Source organism: Caenibius sp. WL, from assembly GCF_019803445.1.
GTDB lineage: Bacteria > Pseudomonadota > Alphaproteobacteria > Sphingomonadales > Sphingomonadaceae > Caenibius.
In genome coordinates this window covers 210,587-227,958 of record NZ_CP081844.1, presented here as the reverse complement: position 1 = coordinate 227,958, position 17,372 = coordinate 210,587, and the positions used below count along the sequence as shown (strand labels likewise).

Annotated in this window: 12 protein-coding genes; 10 read left to right on the top strand and 2 right to left on the bottom strand. The window is 65.0% G+C overall.

The window, feature by feature from the left end:
- Positions 1-76: 76 nt before the first annotated feature.
- Positions 77-871 carry an SDR family NAD(P)-dependent oxidoreductase gene (locus K5X80_RS01170; protein WP_222559054.1) on the top strand — a complete coding sequence of 265 codons (795 nt, stop codon included), beginning with the start codon at positions 77-79 and terminating at the stop codon, positions 869-871.
- 7 nt (positions 872-878) lie between these two features.
- Here the strand turns inward: K5X80_RS01170 and K5X80_RS01165 are convergent, their stop codons facing one another.
- Complete coding sequence (locus K5X80_RS01165; protein WP_222559053.1) at positions 879-3,014, bottom strand: transglycosylase domain-containing protein; 2,136 nt, start codon at positions 3,012-3,014, stop codon at positions 879-881.
- A 369-nt stretch (positions 3,015-3,383) separates the two neighbouring features.
- Here K5X80_RS01165 and K5X80_RS01160 point away from each other — a divergent pair, with 369 nt between their 5' ends.
- From K5X80_RS01160 to K5X80_RS01125, 8 genes are all read left to right on the top strand, one after another.
- A complete protein-coding gene (locus K5X80_RS01160; protein ID WP_222559052.1) occupies positions 3,384-5,720 on the top strand; it encodes a TonB-dependent receptor in 2,337 nt (778 codons plus the stop codon).
- A 45-nt stretch (positions 5,721-5,765) separates the two neighbouring features.
- Positions 5,766-7,028 (top strand): MFS transporter, encoded by a 1,263-nt coding sequence (locus tag K5X80_RS01155; RefSeq protein ID WP_222559051.1) that lies wholly within the window; start codon positions 5,766-5,768, stop codon positions 7,026-7,028.
- A gap of 131 nt (positions 7,029-7,159) precedes the next feature.
- A complete protein-coding gene (locus K5X80_RS01150) occupies positions 7,160-8,353 on the top strand; it encodes an amidohydrolase family protein (protein ID WP_222559050.1) in 1,194 nt (397 codons plus the stop codon).
- Positions 8,354-8,477: 124 nt separating this feature from the next.
- Entirely contained in the window at positions 8,478-9,422 is a 945-nt protein-coding gene (locus K5X80_RS01145) for a LysR family transcriptional regulator (RefSeq protein WP_222559049.1), read from the top strand.
- 143 nt (positions 9,423-9,565) lie between these two features.
- Complete coding sequence (locus K5X80_RS01140; RefSeq protein ID WP_222559048.1) at positions 9,566-10,564, top strand: aromatic ring-hydroxylating oxygenase subunit alpha; 999 nt, start codon at positions 9,566-9,568, stop codon at positions 10,562-10,564.
- Positions 10,565-10,645: 81 nt separating this feature from the next.
- Positions 10,646-11,452 (top strand): acetoacetate decarboxylase family protein, encoded by an 807-nt coding sequence (locus tag K5X80_RS01135; RefSeq protein ID WP_222559047.1) that lies wholly within the window; start codon positions 10,646-10,648, stop codon positions 11,450-11,452.
- A complete protein-coding gene (locus tag K5X80_RS01130; protein WP_222559046.1) occupies positions 11,452-12,318 on the top strand; it encodes an SDR family NAD(P)-dependent oxidoreductase in 867 nt (288 codons plus the stop codon). The genes K5X80_RS01135 and K5X80_RS01130 overlap by 1 nt, the downstream gene beginning before the upstream one ends.
- Before the next feature lie 11 nt (positions 12,319-12,329).
- Positions 12,330-13,712, top strand: coding sequence for an MFS transporter (locus K5X80_RS01125; protein ID WP_222559045.1), 1,383 nt, complete (start codon positions 12,330-12,332; stop codon positions 13,710-13,712).
- A 52-nt stretch (positions 13,713-13,764) separates the two neighbouring features.
- On the opposite strand, the gene K5X80_RS01120 is transcribed toward K5X80_RS01125, so the two are convergent.
- The gene (locus tag K5X80_RS01120; protein WP_222559044.1) at positions 13,765-16,011 is read right to left on the bottom strand and encodes a TonB-dependent receptor; all 2,247 of its coding nucleotides are present in this window, start codon (positions 16,009-16,011) and stop codon (positions 13,765-13,767) included.
- Between the two features lie 287 nt (positions 16,012-16,298).
- On the opposite strand from K5X80_RS01120, the gene K5X80_RS01115 reads away from it, so the two are divergent.
- Positions 16,299-17,372, top strand: coding sequence for a Rieske 2Fe-2S domain-containing protein (locus tag K5X80_RS01115; RefSeq protein ID WP_222559043.1), 1,074 nt, complete (start codon positions 16,299-16,301; stop codon positions 17,370-17,372).

Below are 17,372 nucleotides of genomic sequence, written 5' to 3'. Positions count from 1 at the left end.
GAATTGCGGCCCGCCGCGACATGTGCGAGCGTGGCGGGAGAACAGTCACACACACATACACTGACGGGATATGAGGATGCATATCAGGCTGGACGGCCGCACCGCATTGATCACGGGATCGACCCGGGGGATCGGTTATGCCACCGCGAGGATGTTGGGCGATGCGGGGGCGGAAGTGATCGTCAACGGCCGCACGCAGGAAGCGGTGGACGATGCGCTGGCTACGCTGCGGCGCGATGTTCCGGCGGGCGCGTTTCGCGGCCTCGTCGCCGATATCGCCAGCGCGGACGGGGCGGCGCAGGCGGCGCGGCGGGAACGTGCGCTCGATATCCTCGTCTGCAACGCGGCGACGTTCGACTGGACGGCGTTCTTCGATACGCAGGATGCCGACTGGCAGCGCCATTTCGAAATCAACGTGATGTCGGGCGTGCGCCTGGCGCGCCAGTTCATGCAGGGCATGCTGGAGCGTAACTGGGGCCGGATCGTGCTGGTGGCGTCGGAATCGGGGCTGAACATTCCGGCCGACATGATTCATTACGGCGTCAGCAAAGCGGCGCAGATCGCGCTGGCCCGGGGCCTTGCCGAACTGACGGCGGGCACCGGGGTGACCGTCAACAGCGTGTTGCCCGGGCCCACCGCATCCAGCAATGCCGATGCCTTCTTCGCCGATTATGCCGCGCAGAACGGACTGCCGGTGGAAGAGGCGGAAAGCCACCTGTTGCAGGCGATCCGGCCGACATCGCTGCTGCGCCGTTTCGCCACGGTGGATGAGGTGGCCAGCATGATCGTCTATGCCTGTTCGCCGCAGGCCTCCGCCACGAATGGCGCGGCCCTGCGCGCCGAAGGGGGGCTGCTGCGCCACCCCGGATAGGGTGCGATCACGGGCCGCCGGCGCCGCTGCCACGGGTGGCGGGCGTCTCGGCGGGCGGCGGCGGAGCACCGCCGGGGCGCGGTATATCCTCGACACGCGGCGTGCGGATGGAACCGCCCCCACCGGGCAGGGCGTCGGTGTTGACGCGGATGGTATCGCGGTCGACATGCACATCGATGGGAATGCCGCTGATGTCGGTGGAAATGACCGCCTGCCCATCCTCCAGGCGGATGCTGCTGCTCTGGCCCAGGGGGATTTCCGCTGCGCCGGGCAGGTCGAGCGGCTGGACCGGCCCTTCCGGATCGACCCGCTTCCTGGCTGGCGGCGCGCTTTTGCCCGTGGCCTGCTGCATGAAATCGCGCCAGATGCGCGCCGGTGCGCCGCCGCCGGAAATACCGCGCAGGGGCGTGTTGTCGTCATTGCCCACCCACACGCCGACGACCAGATCCTTCGTATAGCCGACAAACAGCGCGTCGCGATTGTCTTGGCTGGTGCCGGTCTTGCCATAGCTGGGCACGCCGAGGCGCGCTGCGCGCCCGGTGCCGTCGGTCACCACCCGGCGCAACATCCGCTGGATCGCGTCGTGATTGTTGGCGGACAGACTGCGCGGCCCGTTGAACAGCCAATCGAACCAGCCCGCTTCTTCGGCCTTGAACGCACGTGGCACCACCGGATAGCGATTGCTGGCGATACCGGCATAGGCGGCGGTCAGCTCCAGCAGGCTCATGCTCGCCGTGCCCAGCGCGAGGCTGGAATCCCCGCGCGGCAGCGCGGCCGTAACGCCGAAATCGCGCGCGGTATCGATCACCGCCTTGTCACCCACTTCGTTGAACAGGCGCAATGCGGCGACGTTGCTCGACGTGGCGAACGCGTCTTCCAGCGTGATCGACGGCGAATAGCGGCCGCCGGCATTCTGCGGCCGGTAAGTGCCGCTCTCGATCGCGGTGTTGGCGATGATGTCATCCGGCGTCCAGCCCTGCTTCAGCGCAGCGACATAGGTGAACAGCTTGAAGGTCGATCCCGGCTGGCGCCGCGATTGGGTGGCGCGGTTGAACGGGGACGCGGCATAATCCTTGCCGCCGATCATGGCGACCACTTCACCGTTGGGCCGCATGGCCACCAGCGCCACTTGCGCGCCGTGCACCTGCGCCCGGCTGGTGACACGCCGGGCAATCGCCTGCAGGCGGGAATCCAGCGTGGTGGTCAGAGTTTCGCGGGCATAGCCGCCATCGCCCAGCTTGCGCGCTTCGGGCAGCGCCCAGTCGGCGAAATAGGTGCCGGTGGGGAGATCGTTCCTGCTGCGCACGTCAAGGCGCGGGGTCGCCACCGCCTTGGCCTGGGCCGAAGTCATGTAACCGGCATCGACCATCGCCTGCAGCACCACCCGCATCCGCTTGCTGGCGCGTTCGAAATGCCGGGACGGGGCATAGCGCGAAGGCGCCTGCATCAGCCCGGCCAGCATCGCGGCCTGCCCTTCGGTCAGCTTTTCGGGCTGGCGATGGAAGTAATGCAGCGAAGCGGCGCGCAGGCCATAGGTGTTGTCGCCGAAATAGGCGTTCGAGAGATAGCGTTCGAGAATCTCGTCCTTGGACAGCCAGGCTTCGAGCCAGAAGGCGATCAGCACTTCGCGCGCTTTGCGGGTCAGGCTGCGCTCCGGAGTCAGGAACGTGAATTTGGCGAGCTGCTGGGTGATCGTGCTGCCGCCTTGGGTGCTGCCGCGGGTCATGTTGTTCCATGTTGCGCGGGCCATGCCGCGCGGATCGATCCCCCAGTGGGAATAGAACCGCCGGTCCTCGATCGCCAGGAACGCGCGGACGACATGCGGCGGCAGCGTGGCGACATGCACCGGCTGTTCGACAATCGCCCCGTTGCGCGCGATCGGCGTGCCGTCGGCGGCGAGCAGCGTGATTTGCGGCGGAGATACCGGCTTCAACGATTTGGACAGCGGCGCGGTAACCGCCAGCCACCCGACCAGCAGAATGAACAGGAACAGGACAACGGTGGTGATGCGCACCGCCCGCTTGCGCCAGTTGCGCCCGGTGCGGGCAGGCGCTTCCAGCGGCGCCGCGCTGTCGGGCAGGGCGGCGTCCGGCGCGGGGGTGGGGATGTCGGTTTCGTGGTTCCGACCGAAAAGTTTCCGCAATCTGGCCTTCCTGGACGGCGGCATGGCAAAGCCCGCCGGATATGGTGCCGGTTATTTTATCCGCCCCGCTACACGGTTCAAGCTTTCGTCTTGTTGAATGAACAGGCCATCCCGCGAAGAGGCGGATCGGCGCCGGGAGTGGCGGCCTTTTGTTGCTCCACGGAAACAGTCTGATCTTTGTTGTGCCCTTGATGAAGCCAGTCCGTTCGGCAAGGATTGGCGCATCACCTCTGGAGGCGGCAGGCACGCCGTTCGGCCCGGGGACAAGAGATATTCAAACGACTGCGGAAACCGCAGCACCGGGCAGGGGAGCAACACTCGCGCAGGCTTGGCTTGTCGTGATCCCCGCCGATCGGGAGGAGGATTGTGATGAATCGCGCGCGCTTTATCTTGCTGACGACTGTTGCGGCCACGGCCACGTGGGGCGTAGGCGCCCATGCCCAGGAGCCTGCGGGCACCAGTGCCGTGGGCAACGAGGATATCGTGGTCACCGCGCAGCGGCGCGCAGAACGCCTGATCGACGTGCCGATTTCGGTTTCCGCCATGGGGAGCGAGGCGCTGGAGCGCGCCGGGGCGACCAACGTTTCCAATATCGGCACTTACATGCCCAACGTGCAGATCAACCAGACGGTGGGCAACACCTTCGGCCCGCTGATCTCCATTCGCGGTCTCGCCCCGTCGGCCGACACCAGCCTCGGCCGCGATCAGCCTGTCGGCCTCTATGTCGATGGGGTGCCGATCGCCAAATCGACCGGGGCGGCGTTCGAAATCGCCGATCTGGAACGGGTGGAAGTGCTGCGCGGGCCGCAGGGCACGCTCTATGGCAAGAACACCATCGGCGGGGCGGTCAACCTCGTCACCCGCAAGCCTTCGGGCGAATTCGGCGGTTCGATCATGTTCGGCATCGGCGAACACGATCTCTACAACGAACGGATCACGCTCGACCTGCCGACCATGGGCACGGAAAACGAAGGTTTCGGCGCGATCAAGACCAAGTTTTCCTATTCCGGCCGCCAGTTTGACGGGTTCTACAAGAACACCGGCCCTTCGCGCGATTTCGGCCGCCAGCGGCTCCATTCGGCGCGGGCGGATGTACTGTGGGAACTGAACGACCGCTTCAGCGCCCGCTATGTCTATGACATCACCAACAGCAAGGGCACCGGCTCAATGCTGGCGATCAGCGCGATGGGTTCGCTGTTCCCGCCGGGCAGCGCGCTGTACAACGCGATCCTTCCCAATCTGCATACCAAGCGGCCCAAATCGATCAGCGCGGACAATGTCCACGAAAACAATTTCCGGGTGTCGGGCCATGCGGTGACGCTGGAATACGATGCGGGATCGGGCGCTCTGGGCGATGTGACGCTGAAATCGATCACCGCCTGGCGCAAGATGCAGACCCGCAGCCACAGCGATTTCGATGGCACGCCGCTCGATCTGCTGCGTTTCCGGCTGGATAACAATTACAACCAGTTCAGCCAGGAATTCCAGGTTATCGGCGATGCCGGGCGGGTGAAATACACCATCGGCGCGTTCTACATGCGCGACCGCTACAACGTGCACAACCCGCGCTGGAATTTCCAGTTGGGCGGCAACAAGTACGATCTCAGCCAGCGCGGGGCGAACAACCATTCGATCGCCGGCTATGGCCAGTTCACCTGGACCCCGCCGGTCGCGGACGACAAGCTGGATATCGCGGTGGGCCTGCGCTGGACCAAGGACACGCGCGATGTGTGGGAACGCTTCTTCGCCTATTCCACGTTCGCCGCCAATCCTTCGAATCTGAACAGCGGGGTGTTCGAACGCGGGCCGGGCGGGGTGCCGATCACCGCCAGCGGCGGGCCGGTTTCGGGCGTGATTCCGGGCAACGGGGGCATCGGGCCGACCGATCTCATCCCGCTGCGGAACAAGAAATCGTGGTCGCAGTTCAACCCCGAACTGAACATCACCTTCAAAGTCAATCCGAGCTGGAACATCTACGGCCGCGTCGCCACCGGCTACAAGAGCGGCGGTTTCAACGACACGGCGGCAAACAACGCCGCGTTCAACACACCGTATGATCCGGAAAAGCTGCTGTCGTTCGAACTGGGCACCAAAGGCACTTTCTTCGACCGCCGCCTGAGCCTGAACATGGCTGTTTATCACAGCATTTACAAGGACTTTCAGGCGGGCGTGTTCGTGCCCGAATTCGTGACGACCAACATCATCAACGCGGGCAAGGCCGAATTCACCGGGTTCGAGCTGGAAGGACAGCTGCGCCCGGTCGATGGGCTGACGCTGAATTTCGGCTACGGCTATCTCCACGCCCGGTACAAGGACTTCGTCCTCCCCAACGGGGACGATGTGACGCACACCTACCAGATCCCGCTGGCGCCCAAGCACAACGTGCTGTTGGGGGCGGAGCATCGCCTCGCGCTCGGCGGCGATCTCCAGTTGATCTCCAGCGTCAACTATTCCTGGCGCAGTTCGCAATGGGGCACGATCACGCCCGACGTGCTCAGCCGCCGCAAGGCCTATGGCCTGGTCGATGCGCGGATCACGCTGGCCGGGGTCAGGCTGACCGGCGATGCGGAACTGGAATTCTCCGTCTGGGGCAAGAACATCACCGACGAGAAATACTGGACCAGCGGCATCAACCTGACCGCTTTCACCGTGCGGCAATGGGGCGATCCGCGCAGCTTCGGGGCCGATGTGAAGCTCAAGTTCTGATATCGGTGCGACCGGGATGGCCGCGCCGGCGGCGGATGTGATGTCATGAATGCTGTTTCCGCCCCGCGCGCTTTGCCGGGCTTTGCTTTCGCCGCCCTGTTCGCCACCACTCTGGCGACGGGGACCGGCAACATGGGGCTGATTTCCGTGATGCCCGCCGCCGGGCGCGTGTTGGGCATTTCGGACTATCTGATCGCCAGCATCTTCTCGCTCTCCGCGCTGATGTGGGCGATCACTTCGCCCCTGTGGGCGGCGCGTTCGGACCGCAAGGGACGCAAGCAGCATATCCTGATCGGCGTCGGCGGGTTCATCGTTTCCATGCTCGGCTGTGGGGCGGTGGTGCTGGCGGGCTTGCAGGGGCTGACAGCCGCTTTCGCCACGTTCGTCGGCTTCCTCCTCGTCCGCTCCACTTATGGCATGTTCGGTTCGGCTTCGGCCGCCGCGGCGCAGGCCTATGTCGCCGAACGGACCGAAGGCCAGCAGCGCGTGCGCGCGATTGCCGGGCTGGGCGGGGCGCTCAGCCTCGGCACCATTCTCGGCCCGGCCGTCGCCCCGTTCCTGATCCTGCCTTATCTCGGACTGTCGGGGCCGATGTTCGTGTTCGCGCTGGCAGGGGTGGCGATTTTCATCGCCGTCGCCATCGGCCTGCCGTCCGACCGCAGCCGGGGCGAGGCGGTGGCGACGGTCGGCAGCAGCGGGGGCTGGGCGATCTGGTCCAACCGGGCGGTGCGCCCCTATCTGATCTACGGCTTGGCGATGAGCTGCGCGCAGGCGGGCAACACTTATACGCTCGGCTTTCTCGTGATCGACCGGATGGGCCTGCCGCCCGCCGAAGCGCAGAGCGCCATCGGCATTGTCATGGTCGCCGGGGCGGTGGCGGGGCTGATCGCGCAATGGGGCCTGGTCGGGCTGTGCGGGATGATGCCGCGCGCGCTGCTGCTGTGGGGCAGTTTGCTCGCCTTTCTCGGCAATGTGCTGATTATTGTGCTGCCAGGCTTCACCATGCTGGCCGGTTCCTTCGCGCTGCTCAGCTTCGGTTATGGCCTTGCCCGGCCCGGGTACACGGCGGGCGCATCGCTGGCTGTGGGCGAAAGCGGGCAGGGCGGCGTGGCGGGCGCGGTTTCGGCGATTGCCGGGGCATCCATCGTGGCGGTGCCGACTCTGGCGGTCGGGCTCTACGAATGGCAGCCCGCGCTCCCCTTTCTCGCATTCGGCGCAGTAATGTGCGGCTTGCTGGCAATGAGCGCGTTCCATCCCGGGCTGTCGGGGAAGCGGACCGAAGCGGCGATCGTTTCCTGTGAGCGATAGTATGTGCGCGCTGGTTGCCTTGTGGGAAACGGTGGCGGCGCGGTATTCTGGACCCACGCAATCAAGGGGCATGGGCCGCCTCGCACGAAGCCCGGCTGCCGCCCCGAACGACAAAAGCAGGAGTGAATTCCATGGACCGCTATCTCGTCATCTCGTCCGACGGTCATGCAGGTCTGCCGCCTGAACGCTACCGCGACTATCTGGAAAGCAAGTACCACGCGGAGTTCGACGAACGCGTGCAGCGCGAGATCGTCGCCCGGGAAGAGCATGAAAAGCGCTTCCTGCTCGACGATTTCAACACCAAGTGGCGCGCCCGCGTGGGCGAAGGGCTGGCGGGGGCATGGGACCCGGCGATCCGCAACCAAGTGCTGGACGGCGACGGTGTGGCGGCCGAAGTGCTGTTCCCCGATGGCATCACCGAACGCAACGCCCCCCCGTTCAGCGCGGACGTGGGCCTGCGCCCGTTCGGCATCGAACCCGAACTGCAATGGGCGGGCGCCCGCGCGCACAACCGCTGGCTGGCCGAATTCTGCAAGGACGATCCGCTGCGCCGCATCGGCCTGGCGGTGATCCCCGCGCTTTACGATGTGGAGCAGAACCTCAAGGAAATCCGCTGGGCGCATGCGGCCGGGCTGAAAGGCGTGTTCATGCCGATCATCACCGACGGGTATGCCATGTACAACCACACCAAATACTATCCGATGTGGGAACTGCTGCAGGAACTGAACCTCTCGGTCCATTTCCACTCGGGCGGGGCCCCGGCCTATGACACGACCCAGCCCGGCTGGATCGGCACTTACCTTTCGGAATACGCGTTCTGGCTCACCCGGCCGATGTGGTCGATGATTTTCGGCGGGGTGTTCGAACTCTATCCCCGGCTCAAGGTCTGCTTCACCGAGGCGGGCGGCGAATTCTGGTTCCCGTGGGTGCTCGAACTCATGGATATCCGGGCTTCGGTCAAGCACACCTCGGGCAAGCTGGGCGATTACAATTCGAATCTGACGATGAAGCCGAGCGAATATTTCGCCCGCAACATCTGGATCGGCTGTTCCGCCCTGCCGGATGAGGAAACGACCGAATCCTATTACAAGATCGGGATCGACCGCATTTTGTGGGGCACGGACTATCCGCACCCGGAAGGCACCTGGCCCGCCACGATGGACAAGATGCGGGCGAGCCTTGCCGGGCTGCCCGAAACCGATATCCAGAAGATGTTCGCGGGCAATGCGTTGCAGGTGTTCGACGATCTGGATGAAGATGCGCTGTGGGCGCTGGCCGCCCGGATCGGCCCGCGCAAGGGAGAGTTCGCCAAACGTGCGGCCTGAAGGCGGGAAGAAACCGTTGGCCCGCCCCCCGGGGAAGGATTTGCGGCCAACGGGGTTTCAATTCGGGCAGCAGACGTATAGCCTCCCCCGCAACGCCGCGCATGCGACGGCTTTGCAAGGGAAGGTGCGATTGGTCACGTGGCGTGGGATCGAGGAATTTCTCGCGGTGGTCGAAACCGGTAGTTTCACCGGCGGCGCCGAATCCCTGGGCGTTTCCAAATCCTACGTCAGCAAGATGGTCAGCGAACTGGAAGCGCGGGTGGGTGCGCAGCTGCTGCAACGCACCACTCGGCGGCTTTCGCTGACGGCGGCGGGCGATCTGTTCCACCAGCGCTGCCAGGAAATGCGGTCCTCGCTGCTCGATGTCGAACGGCAGCTCGCCCAGTTTCAGGAACGGCCCGTCGGCCGCCTGCGCGTGGGGCTCAGCGATGTTTTCGGGGTGGTGTTCATGTCCGCCATCGCCGCCGATTTCGGCGCGAAGCACCCGGAAATCTCGATGGAAGTCGTCGCCTACCTGCGCGAGGCGGAACTGGCGCAGGAACAGTTCGATGTCATCATCCGCTATGGCCGGTTGAACGATTCCAATCTCAAGGCGCGCCTGTTCGGCTATCTGTCCTATTGCCTGTGCGCCTCGCCCGATTATGTCGCGCGGCACGGCTGGCCGGACAGCCCGGCCGATCTTGCGTCGCACCTATGCCTGACCGATCTGGGCGGCCATTTCCTGTTTCATGATGATGAGACCGCCACCAGCCGCGCCAAGCTGACCGGGGCATGGAAAAGCAACAGCGGCATCGCGCTGGCCACGGCCGCCCGCCACGGGCTGGGGATCGCGCAGATTCCGATCAGCGTGATCCGCGAGGATCTGGTCGAAGGGCGGCTGCTCGCGCTCGACCGCGAATGGGCGTTCTACGACAAGGAAGTGTGGGCGGTGTTTTCGCCCGGCATGATGCCCGCGGCCACGCGCGCCTTCATCGATCATCTGGCGATGAGCTTCGAACACCGCAAGCTGCGCCCGTGGATGGAGCCGGCGATGACCGCGCTGGAGGCGCATCTGCGCGGCCGGCAGTAGCAATCGATTGTGCACGAGGACGCACGCAGCGTCCTTGCGGGTGCGCTTCCGTAGCGGTGGTTAGCGTATATGCTTCCCCCACGCCGCAGATTTTCGGGACCAGGCGATAAACTGGCCCGCAGAGGAGAGAAGAGAGAAAGGCGATGCTGGAACGCTTCCCGATGTCCATTCCGTTCGGCTGGTTCTTTGTCGCCTACAGCGACGAACTGGCCGTGGGCGATGTCAGGCCGGTGCATTATTTCGGACGCGATCAGGTGCTGTTCCGCACCGAAACGGGCGAAGCAGGCATGCTCGATGCCTATTGCCCGCATCTGGGGGCGCACATGGGCCATGGCGGCACGGTGGAAGGCGACAGGCTGCGCTGCCCGTTCCATAGCTGGGCGTTCCGGCCCGATGGTTTCTGCGTGGATATCCCCTATGCCCGGGCGATTCCGCCGATCACCAAGCGCGAACCCGTGGCGCGGCCCTATCCGGTTTCGGAAAAGAACGGCGTGGTCTGGGCCTGGTATCATCCCGAAGGGGTGGAGCCGATGTTCGACGTGATCGAGCATGCCCCCTTTACCGAACCGGGCTGGGCCAAGCCGGTGCGGCGCGAATGGGCCTTCGCCAGCAATCCGCAGGAAATCGCGGAAAACGGCGTCGATTTCGCTCATTTCGAATATGTTCACAAGATGGAAGCCGTGCCCGAAGGCAGCAGCAGCTATGACGGCCATATCCGCCGCAGCGAAGCGCAGGGCCAGCGCACGGTGAAACTGCCGGACGGGACGGAGAAGATCATCCCGTCCAGCGTGCAGACGATCCAGAACGGGGCGGGGCAGAAATTCACCCAGCTCAAAGGCGTGGTCACTCTGTCGCTGATGGTGCTGGCGACGCCGGTGGAAGCCGATCAGGTGGAACTGCGCTTCTGCTTTACCTATCCCGACATGCCCGAAGGTTCGCCCGAACATCAGGCGGTGATGGCGGCGATCGCCAACACCTGCGGGCAGAGCGGGGTCGAAGGCGATATTCCGATCTGGAATCACAAGATTCACCGGCGGCGGCCGTTGCTGTGCGACGGGGACGGGCCCATCCTGCGCTTCCGCCGCTATTTCGAACAGTTCTACGTCGATGGGGACACGCCGCGGCAGATGGTCGCGGTCTGAAAACAGGGCCGGTTTGACGACATGCGCGCGGGGCATCGTGCTTCGCGCGGCGGGAAGATTTTGCCTGAAGGAGAGATGCAAATGGCAAGGCTGCGTTTTGTTCAGGGGCCGGTGGCGGCCCCGCAGACATCGGGGTTGAACAACACGGTGCGCACGGTGCGCGCGGTTTATGAAACCGATCCGGAAATCATCAAGGCCATGCTGCCCCGGCCGCTCGTCGCGGCGGCGCGGCCGGAAATCTTCCTCCAGTTCGCGCATGTCGCCATGCATGTCACGCCGGAAACCACGATGGAAATCGGCGCGCTGACGCTGGGCGTGATGTGCGATTACGAAGGCACGCCGGGCGGCTATGTCTTCCACATGGCGATGGAGGGCGAAAGCGTCGTCACCAGCGGGCGCGAACGGTTCGGCGAACCCAAGAAAGTGGCCGAAACCACGTTCGAGAAGAACGGCGATCATGTGCGCGCCACCTGCACCCGCCACGGCATCACCTATTTCGAAGTCGAAGGCACGCTGGGCGCGGATAACGGCACGCCCGAACCGTTCGAGGAATATTTCTACTGCTACAAGGGGCTGCCTTCGATCACCACGCCGGGTGAATTCGATGGCGATGTCTATCTGACCCGGCTCAACTGGAAGCGCAATTACGACCTTTCGCGCGCGTTCGACGGCCAGATCCGGTTCCATGAATCGGCCTACGATCCGCTAGTCGATGTGCCGATCCGCCGGATCGTCAGCATGGATTATGTCGAAGGGGCGACCAACACCAGCGGGCAGATCCTGCGCACGGTGCCGGGCGATTACATCGCGCCGTTCTGGGTCGGGCGCAACGATGCGCCGCTCAATCCGGGGATCGATGTCGCCCTGGCCGGGGCGAAGGCCGCCTGATGCGCGACTTTCGCGATCGCGTGGCTGTCATCACCGGCGGCGCAAGCGGGGTGGGCCGGGCGCTGGGCGCCCGGCTCGCTGCCGCGGGGGCACGGGTGGTGCTGGCCGATATCGACCAGGGCCGCCTCGATACGACCGCGGCGGAAATCGCGGGCGAAACGGGGGCGCAGGTCATCGGCATCCGCGTGGATGTGACCAAGGCCGAATCCGTCAATGCCTTGGCCGACGCGGTGTATGATCGGTTCGGCGCCGCCCATCTGCTGTTCAACAACGCCGGGGTCGGGCTGGGCGAAGCGCAGCGGCCGTTCTGGGCCCTGCCCGCCAACGATTGGCACTGGGGGTTCGATGTCAACGTGTTCGGCGTCGTCTATGGCATCCAGGCGTTCGTGCCGCGCATGCTGGCCGCCGGGGAAGAAGGGGTGATCGTCAACACCTCGTCCGGCAACGGCGGGCTGCGTTCGCTGCCCAACACGCCGATCTACGCCGCATCCAAAGCGGCGGTGACGAGCATGAGCGAAGTGCTCCACCAGCAATTGCTGCGCGAAGGGGGCACGCTGCGCGCGGCGGTGCTGTTCCCGGGGCCGCATGTGGTCAACACCTCGATCCTCGCTTCCAAGCGCAACCGGCCCGAGGATTATGGCGCGAATGACGACAACAAGCCCGCGTACGAGACGATGGAAGATCTGGTGCGGACCACCGGGCTCAAGATGGCGCTGACCGAACCGGACGAGGTGGCCGCGTTCGCGCTCGACGGCATTCGCGCCGGGCGGTTCTGGCTCCTGCCGGAAAGCCCGGAAAACGACGACAAGCTGCGCGAGCGCATGGCCAGTATCCTCGACCGGAGCAATCCGGTCTCGGCCTGGTAGGGCGCGGGCGCATGGCCAGCACGGCAATCGGGGAGCGCCCGGACGCACCAGACGAGAGCGCGGCGAGCGAGCACACGGCGGGGCGGGACAGCAGTTCCGCCTATCGCTGGTATGTCGTCGGCGTGTTGTTCATCGCCTATTGCTTCAGCGCTATCGACGCGCGGGTGCTGACGCTGTTGGTGATCCCGATCAAGCAGGACCTCGGTCTCAGCGATTTCGAAATCAGCCTGCTGCAGGGTTTTGCTTTCGCGCTGCTCTACAGCGTCGCCGCGATCCCGCTGGGGCGGCTGGTCGACCGCAGCAACCGCCGCAGCCGGATCATCGTGGTCGGCGTGCTGTTCTGGTCGGCGATGACCATGCTGTGCGGCATGGCGCGCAGTTTCGGCCAGTTGTTCGCCGCGCGCATCGGGGTGGGGATCGGCGAGGCGACGCTCAGCCCCACCGCCTATTCGCTGATCGCCGATTATTTCGAAGCCCGTCGCCGCGCGCTGGCGATCAGTTTCTATGCCATCGGCTATCCTATCGGCGGGGGCTTGGCGCTGGTGCTGGGCGGGGCGTTGCTGACCCATTTCACCAAGATGGGCGGGGCGGTGCTGCCGTGGCTCGGCGCGCTCGAACCGTGGCAACTGGTGTTCATCAGCGTGGGCGTGCCGGGCGTGATCGTGGCGCTGCTGCTGCTGACCATCCGCGAACCGATGCGCCGCGAAACCACCAGCGCCGCGCAGAGCGATACCCTTTCCATCCGCCAGACGATTGCCTATCTCCTCGCCCACTGGCGCATTTACGGCATGCTGATCGGGGCGGTTTCGCTGATCGGCATGCTCTCCATCGGGGTGACGCTGTGGTATCCGACCTTCCTGGTGCGGACATACCAGATGCCGATTGCGCAGGCCGGGCTCTACTATGGGCTGGTGATGCTGGTGTGCGGCACTGTCGGCACCATCGGCGGCGGCTGGCTGTCGGGCGTGCTGATGCGCAAGGGCCGGGCCGATGCCAATATGCGCATCGTGCTGGCGACCACGATTCTCAAGGCCGTGCCGCTGATTGTCGGCCCGCTGATGCCTACCGCCGAACTGGCGCTGCTTTGCATGGGCATCGGCACGCTGATCGGGCAGGGCGCGCAAGGGGTGATGATCGCCGCGATCCAGGATGTGACGCCCAGCCGCCTGCGCGGACAGGTGATGGCGTTGACGCTGCTGTGCGTCAATCTGATCGGTCTCGGCGTGGGTGCGAGCTTTATCGCGGCGATCACCGATTTCGGTTTCGGGGATGAAAACGCGATCCGCTATTCCATCGCGCTGTCGGGCGCGCTGCTGCTGCCGATCATCGTGACGATCATTGTGGCGGGCCTGCCGTCGTACCGCGCGGCGCTGGGCCGCATGGGCCAGCAGTAACCGAAATCGGGATGGCGGCGCGCCCCGTACCGCCATCCCGATACCGAGTAGTTCAGAACCGGCGCGAAAGCGTGGCCGTGACCACCCGTGGCCGCCCCGGCCGCCCGGCGATCGCCGCCGTGTAATTGGCCGTGCCGAGGATGTATTCCTTGTCGAGGATGTTGGAGCCGGACACCACCACTTTCCACAATTCGGATTCGCTGACCCACGCCAGATGCGCGTTGACGAGGCCATAGCTGCGCTGCTGTTCGGGATAGCCCGTCACCCCCTGCACCCCGTCGTTCGCCGTGGTGAAATAGACGCGCGATTGCACGTGGGCATCGACCCCGGCGGTGATCGAACCGCTCTGGCCAAGATCGAACGTATAGGCGCCGCCGAATGTCGCCGACCATTTGGGGGCGTTGTTCATGCGTTTGCCCCCGGCATCGAAATTGCCGAACTGGGTGACGAACGCGCTGGGATACTTGCGATAGCGCGCATCGAGATAGGAGATGTTGGCGAACAGATCGAGCCCGCGCACCGGCTTGGCCATCAGTTCCAGTTCCACGCCTTTGACCCGCGCGGTGGCGGCATTCTGCGTGACCGCGCCGAACGTCAGCCCGGTCTGGACATAGTTCTGCACCTGCAAATCGGTGTAATCGTACAGGAAGGCGTTGAGATTGGCGCGCAGCTTGCCGCCAAGGAGATCGGTCTTGGCGCCCACTTCGTAGGACCAGAGATATTCCGGGCCATATCCGGCGGCGGCATCCACGGCGTTGGTCGTGCCGATGTCGAACCCGCCGCTCTTGAAGCCGCGCGTGGCCGAGGCATAGAGCAGCACGCCTTCGCGCGGGCGGAAATTGATGCCGATCTTGGGCGTGAGCGCATCGGCCTTGCGCCGGACATCGACCTGATACCGGTCCGAAAAGCCCGGCACGCCCACCAGTTGGGGCGCCCGCGCCGCCACATCGGGATCGGCAGCGTCCGAGAACGTGTAGTAATCGTCCAACTGGAAGCGCTTGCTTTCCTTGGTCCAGCGCAGCCCGGCGACGATGGAGAGCGTATCGGTCAGTTCGATATCGGCCTGGCCGAAGAAAGCATAGGATTCCGCCGTCACGACCGGGCGCTGGATGCGCGAGATGCCGAACAGGATGATGTTCAGCGTCAGCGGTTCGTTGTTGCGTTCGCGGAAGTAATAGCCGCCGCCGACGAAATGCACCGGGCCGAAGCGCGCGTCGATAGTCAGTTCCTGGCTGAACTGGTGTTGGCGGATGCCGCCGATGGTGGTGCGCAGCAGCGGGAGGGAGCTGGAATCCGCATCGGACACGATCCGCCCGCGAAATTCGCGATAGGCGGTGAGCGAATGCAGCGTGACATTGTCGGCCAGCGGCAGCGACAGATCGGCCGATCCGCCATAATTCTTGGTCACGGTGCGGTTGTCGAGATCCATCGACACTTTCTTGTAATCGCCCAGCACCGAGTCATCGAGCGGCACCCCCGTGGGGCGGAGCAGCTTGGGATACTGGCCCAGCGCGCCGCTCTGCCGCGACCAGTCGCCGCGCACGATCAGTTCGCCGGCGCCCACCGGCACCAGCACTTGCCCGCGCACCCCGCGCGAACGCCCGTCTTCCACGTCGTTGCCGGTGGACACGTTCTTGCGATAGGCATCGTGGCCTGAAATATCGGCGGCCAGGCTGGCGCGGATGCCCGATTGGCCCAGCGGGCCCGACATCCAGGCCTTGAGCCCATAGGTATCGTAAGTGCCATACTGCGCCTGCACTTCGCCGGTGAATTCGGCGGTGGGCTTGCGCGAAATGACATTGATCGTGCCGCCCACGGAATTGCGACCATACAGCGTGCCCTGCGGCCCGCGCAGCACTTCGATCCGTTCGACATCGAGGAAGTCGTTAAAATAGCTCAGCGGGCGGGCCATATAGACGCCGTCGACATGGATCGTGGTGCTGGGGTCGGACCCGACGAAGACGATGTTCGAGCCGACGCCCCGGATATAGAGCTGTGTGAACCCGCTGAGGTCCGACACCTGCAGGCTGGGGACGTAGGCCTTGAGATCCTGCACATCGGTGATGCCGCGCGTCGCCAGCGTGTCGCCGCCGATGGCGGACACGGCCAGCGGCGTATCCTGCAAGCGGGTTTCGCCCATGCGGCTGGCGGTGACGATGATGTCGGCAATGCCCGTGTCCGGCGCGGTGTTTTCCGGCGGAATGGGCGTTTCCTGCGCGAATGCGGGCGCGGCTGCGGCGCCGAGCGTGGCCAGCCCGAATGCGCTGCCTGCAAATCTGTGAATCGATGGTCCGGCCATGATGATGTCCCCCTGTGTCGTGTCTGTTCTGTATCGTTGCCGTCTGTCGGGCGGAGCGGAAAGGCGAGGCGGGCGGTCCCTCTCGCGTTTCCACCGTTTCCGGCCCGGTTGCGGGCGGGATGATAGAAAGCGATCGTGGCGCACGCCCCCTCAAACTTGAGGGGGCCGCCGCGCGCCTGCTGCCTATGCTGCACCGCAGGCCCCCGATGATACGGGGCGGAGAGGAGCAAGGCAATGGAGCGGACATCTGGCGGCGCGGGCGGTGGCGGCGCGTGGGGGATCGCGCGATGAACGCGCCGGTTTCACCGCTCGCCGAACTGGTGCCGGGCACGGCGCCTTATCCGCGCAACGCCTGGTACGTCGCGGCCACCGCCGCCGAACTGGGGCACGAACCGCTGCACCGCTGGCTGCTGGGCAAGCCGGTGCTGCTCTATCGGCGGGAAGACGGCCGCCCCGCCGCCCTGTTCGACCGCTGCCCGCACCGGGGCTATCCGCTGTCGGCCGGAAAGATCGTCGGCGATGCGGTGGAATGCGGCTATCACGGCCTGCGCTTCGCCGCCGATGGCCGGTGCATGCTGATCCCCTCGGGAGGGGCGATGCCGCAAGGGCTGGGGGTGGCCAGCTATCCGGTGGTCGAACGCTGGCAGTGGGTGTGGATCTGGATGGGCGATCCGGCGCTGGCCGATCCCGCGCTGATCCCCGATCTCGCCGGGTTCGGGCTGGGGCAGCCGGACTGGCACAGCGAAACCAGCGTTACCTTGGCGATCAATGCCAATTATCTACTGTCGTTCGAAAATTTCCTCGACGCCAGCCATATCACCTTCCTCCACACCGGGCAGATCGATTCCGGCGATGTGGCGGGCGAGCCGCTGGAAATGCAGGTCGATGGCGGGCGGATCGTGGTTGCGCGGCGGATCGCCGACGAACTGCAAAGCCCGCTGACCATGCGCACGTTCGGCTTCGAAGGGGACCGCGCGCATCGCACGATCACGGCGGAAGCTTTGCCGCCCAGCCTGTGCGGTATCCGGGTGGAAGTGGAACCGGTCGTGCAGTCGGCCACCGCGCGGCAGGTGAATCAGCTGGTGGTGGGGATCACGCCGCAAGACGATACCCGTACGCTGCAATTCACCGCCGTGACCCAGACATTCCCGTTCTTCAATCCCGGCCGCCATGACGATTTGCGCAATCTGCTGATGGAGGATATCGTCGCGATGGAGAAGATCCAGGCGCTGCACGATGCGCTGCCTCCGCAGGAACGGGTGGAATACGGCCTGCTGGCCGACAAGGGGGCTTATCAGGCGCGGCGGATGCTGGCCGCGATGCTTCGCAACGAACGCGGCGCTGCCGCCATGAAAGGATAA

Bases quoted from the DNA above. Each gene is read 5' to 3' on its own strand.
- K5X80_RS01160 (WP_222559052.1), top strand. From the start codon at position 3,384: ATGAATCGCGCGCGCTTTATCTTGCTGACGACTGTTGCGGCCACGGCC.
- K5X80_RS01130 (WP_222559046.1), top strand. From the start codon at position 11,452: ATGCGCGACTTTCGCGATCGCGTGGCTGTCATCACCGGCGGCGCAAGC.
- K5X80_RS01135 (WP_222559047.1), top strand. From the start codon at position 10,646: ATGGCAAGGCTGCGTTTTGTTCAGGGGCCGGTGGCGGCCCCGCAGACA.
- K5X80_RS01155 (WP_222559051.1), top strand. From the start codon at position 5,766: ATGAATGCTGTTTCCGCCCCGCGCGCTTTGCCGGGCTTTGCTTTCGCC.
- K5X80_RS01150 (WP_222559050.1), top strand. From the start codon at position 7,160: ATGGACCGCTATCTCGTCATCTCGTCCGACGGTCATGCAGGTCTGCCG.
- K5X80_RS01140 (WP_222559048.1), top strand. From the start codon at position 9,566: ATGCTGGAACGCTTCCCGATGTCCATTCCGTTCGGCTGGTTCTTTGTC.
- K5X80_RS01125 (WP_222559045.1), top strand. From the start codon at position 12,330: ATGGCCAGCACGGCAATCGGGGAGCGCCCGGACGCACCAGACGAGAGC.
- K5X80_RS01120 (WP_222559044.1), bottom strand. From the start codon at position 16,011: ATGGCCGGACCATCGATTCACAGATTTGCAGGCAGCGCATTCGGGCTG.
- K5X80_RS01115 (WP_222559043.1), top strand. From the start codon at position 16,299: ATGAACGCGCCGGTTTCACCGCTCGCCGAACTGGTGCCGGGCACGGCG.
- K5X80_RS01170 (WP_222559054.1), top strand. From the start codon at position 77: ATGCATATCAGGCTGGACGGCCGCACCGCATTGATCACGGGATCGACC.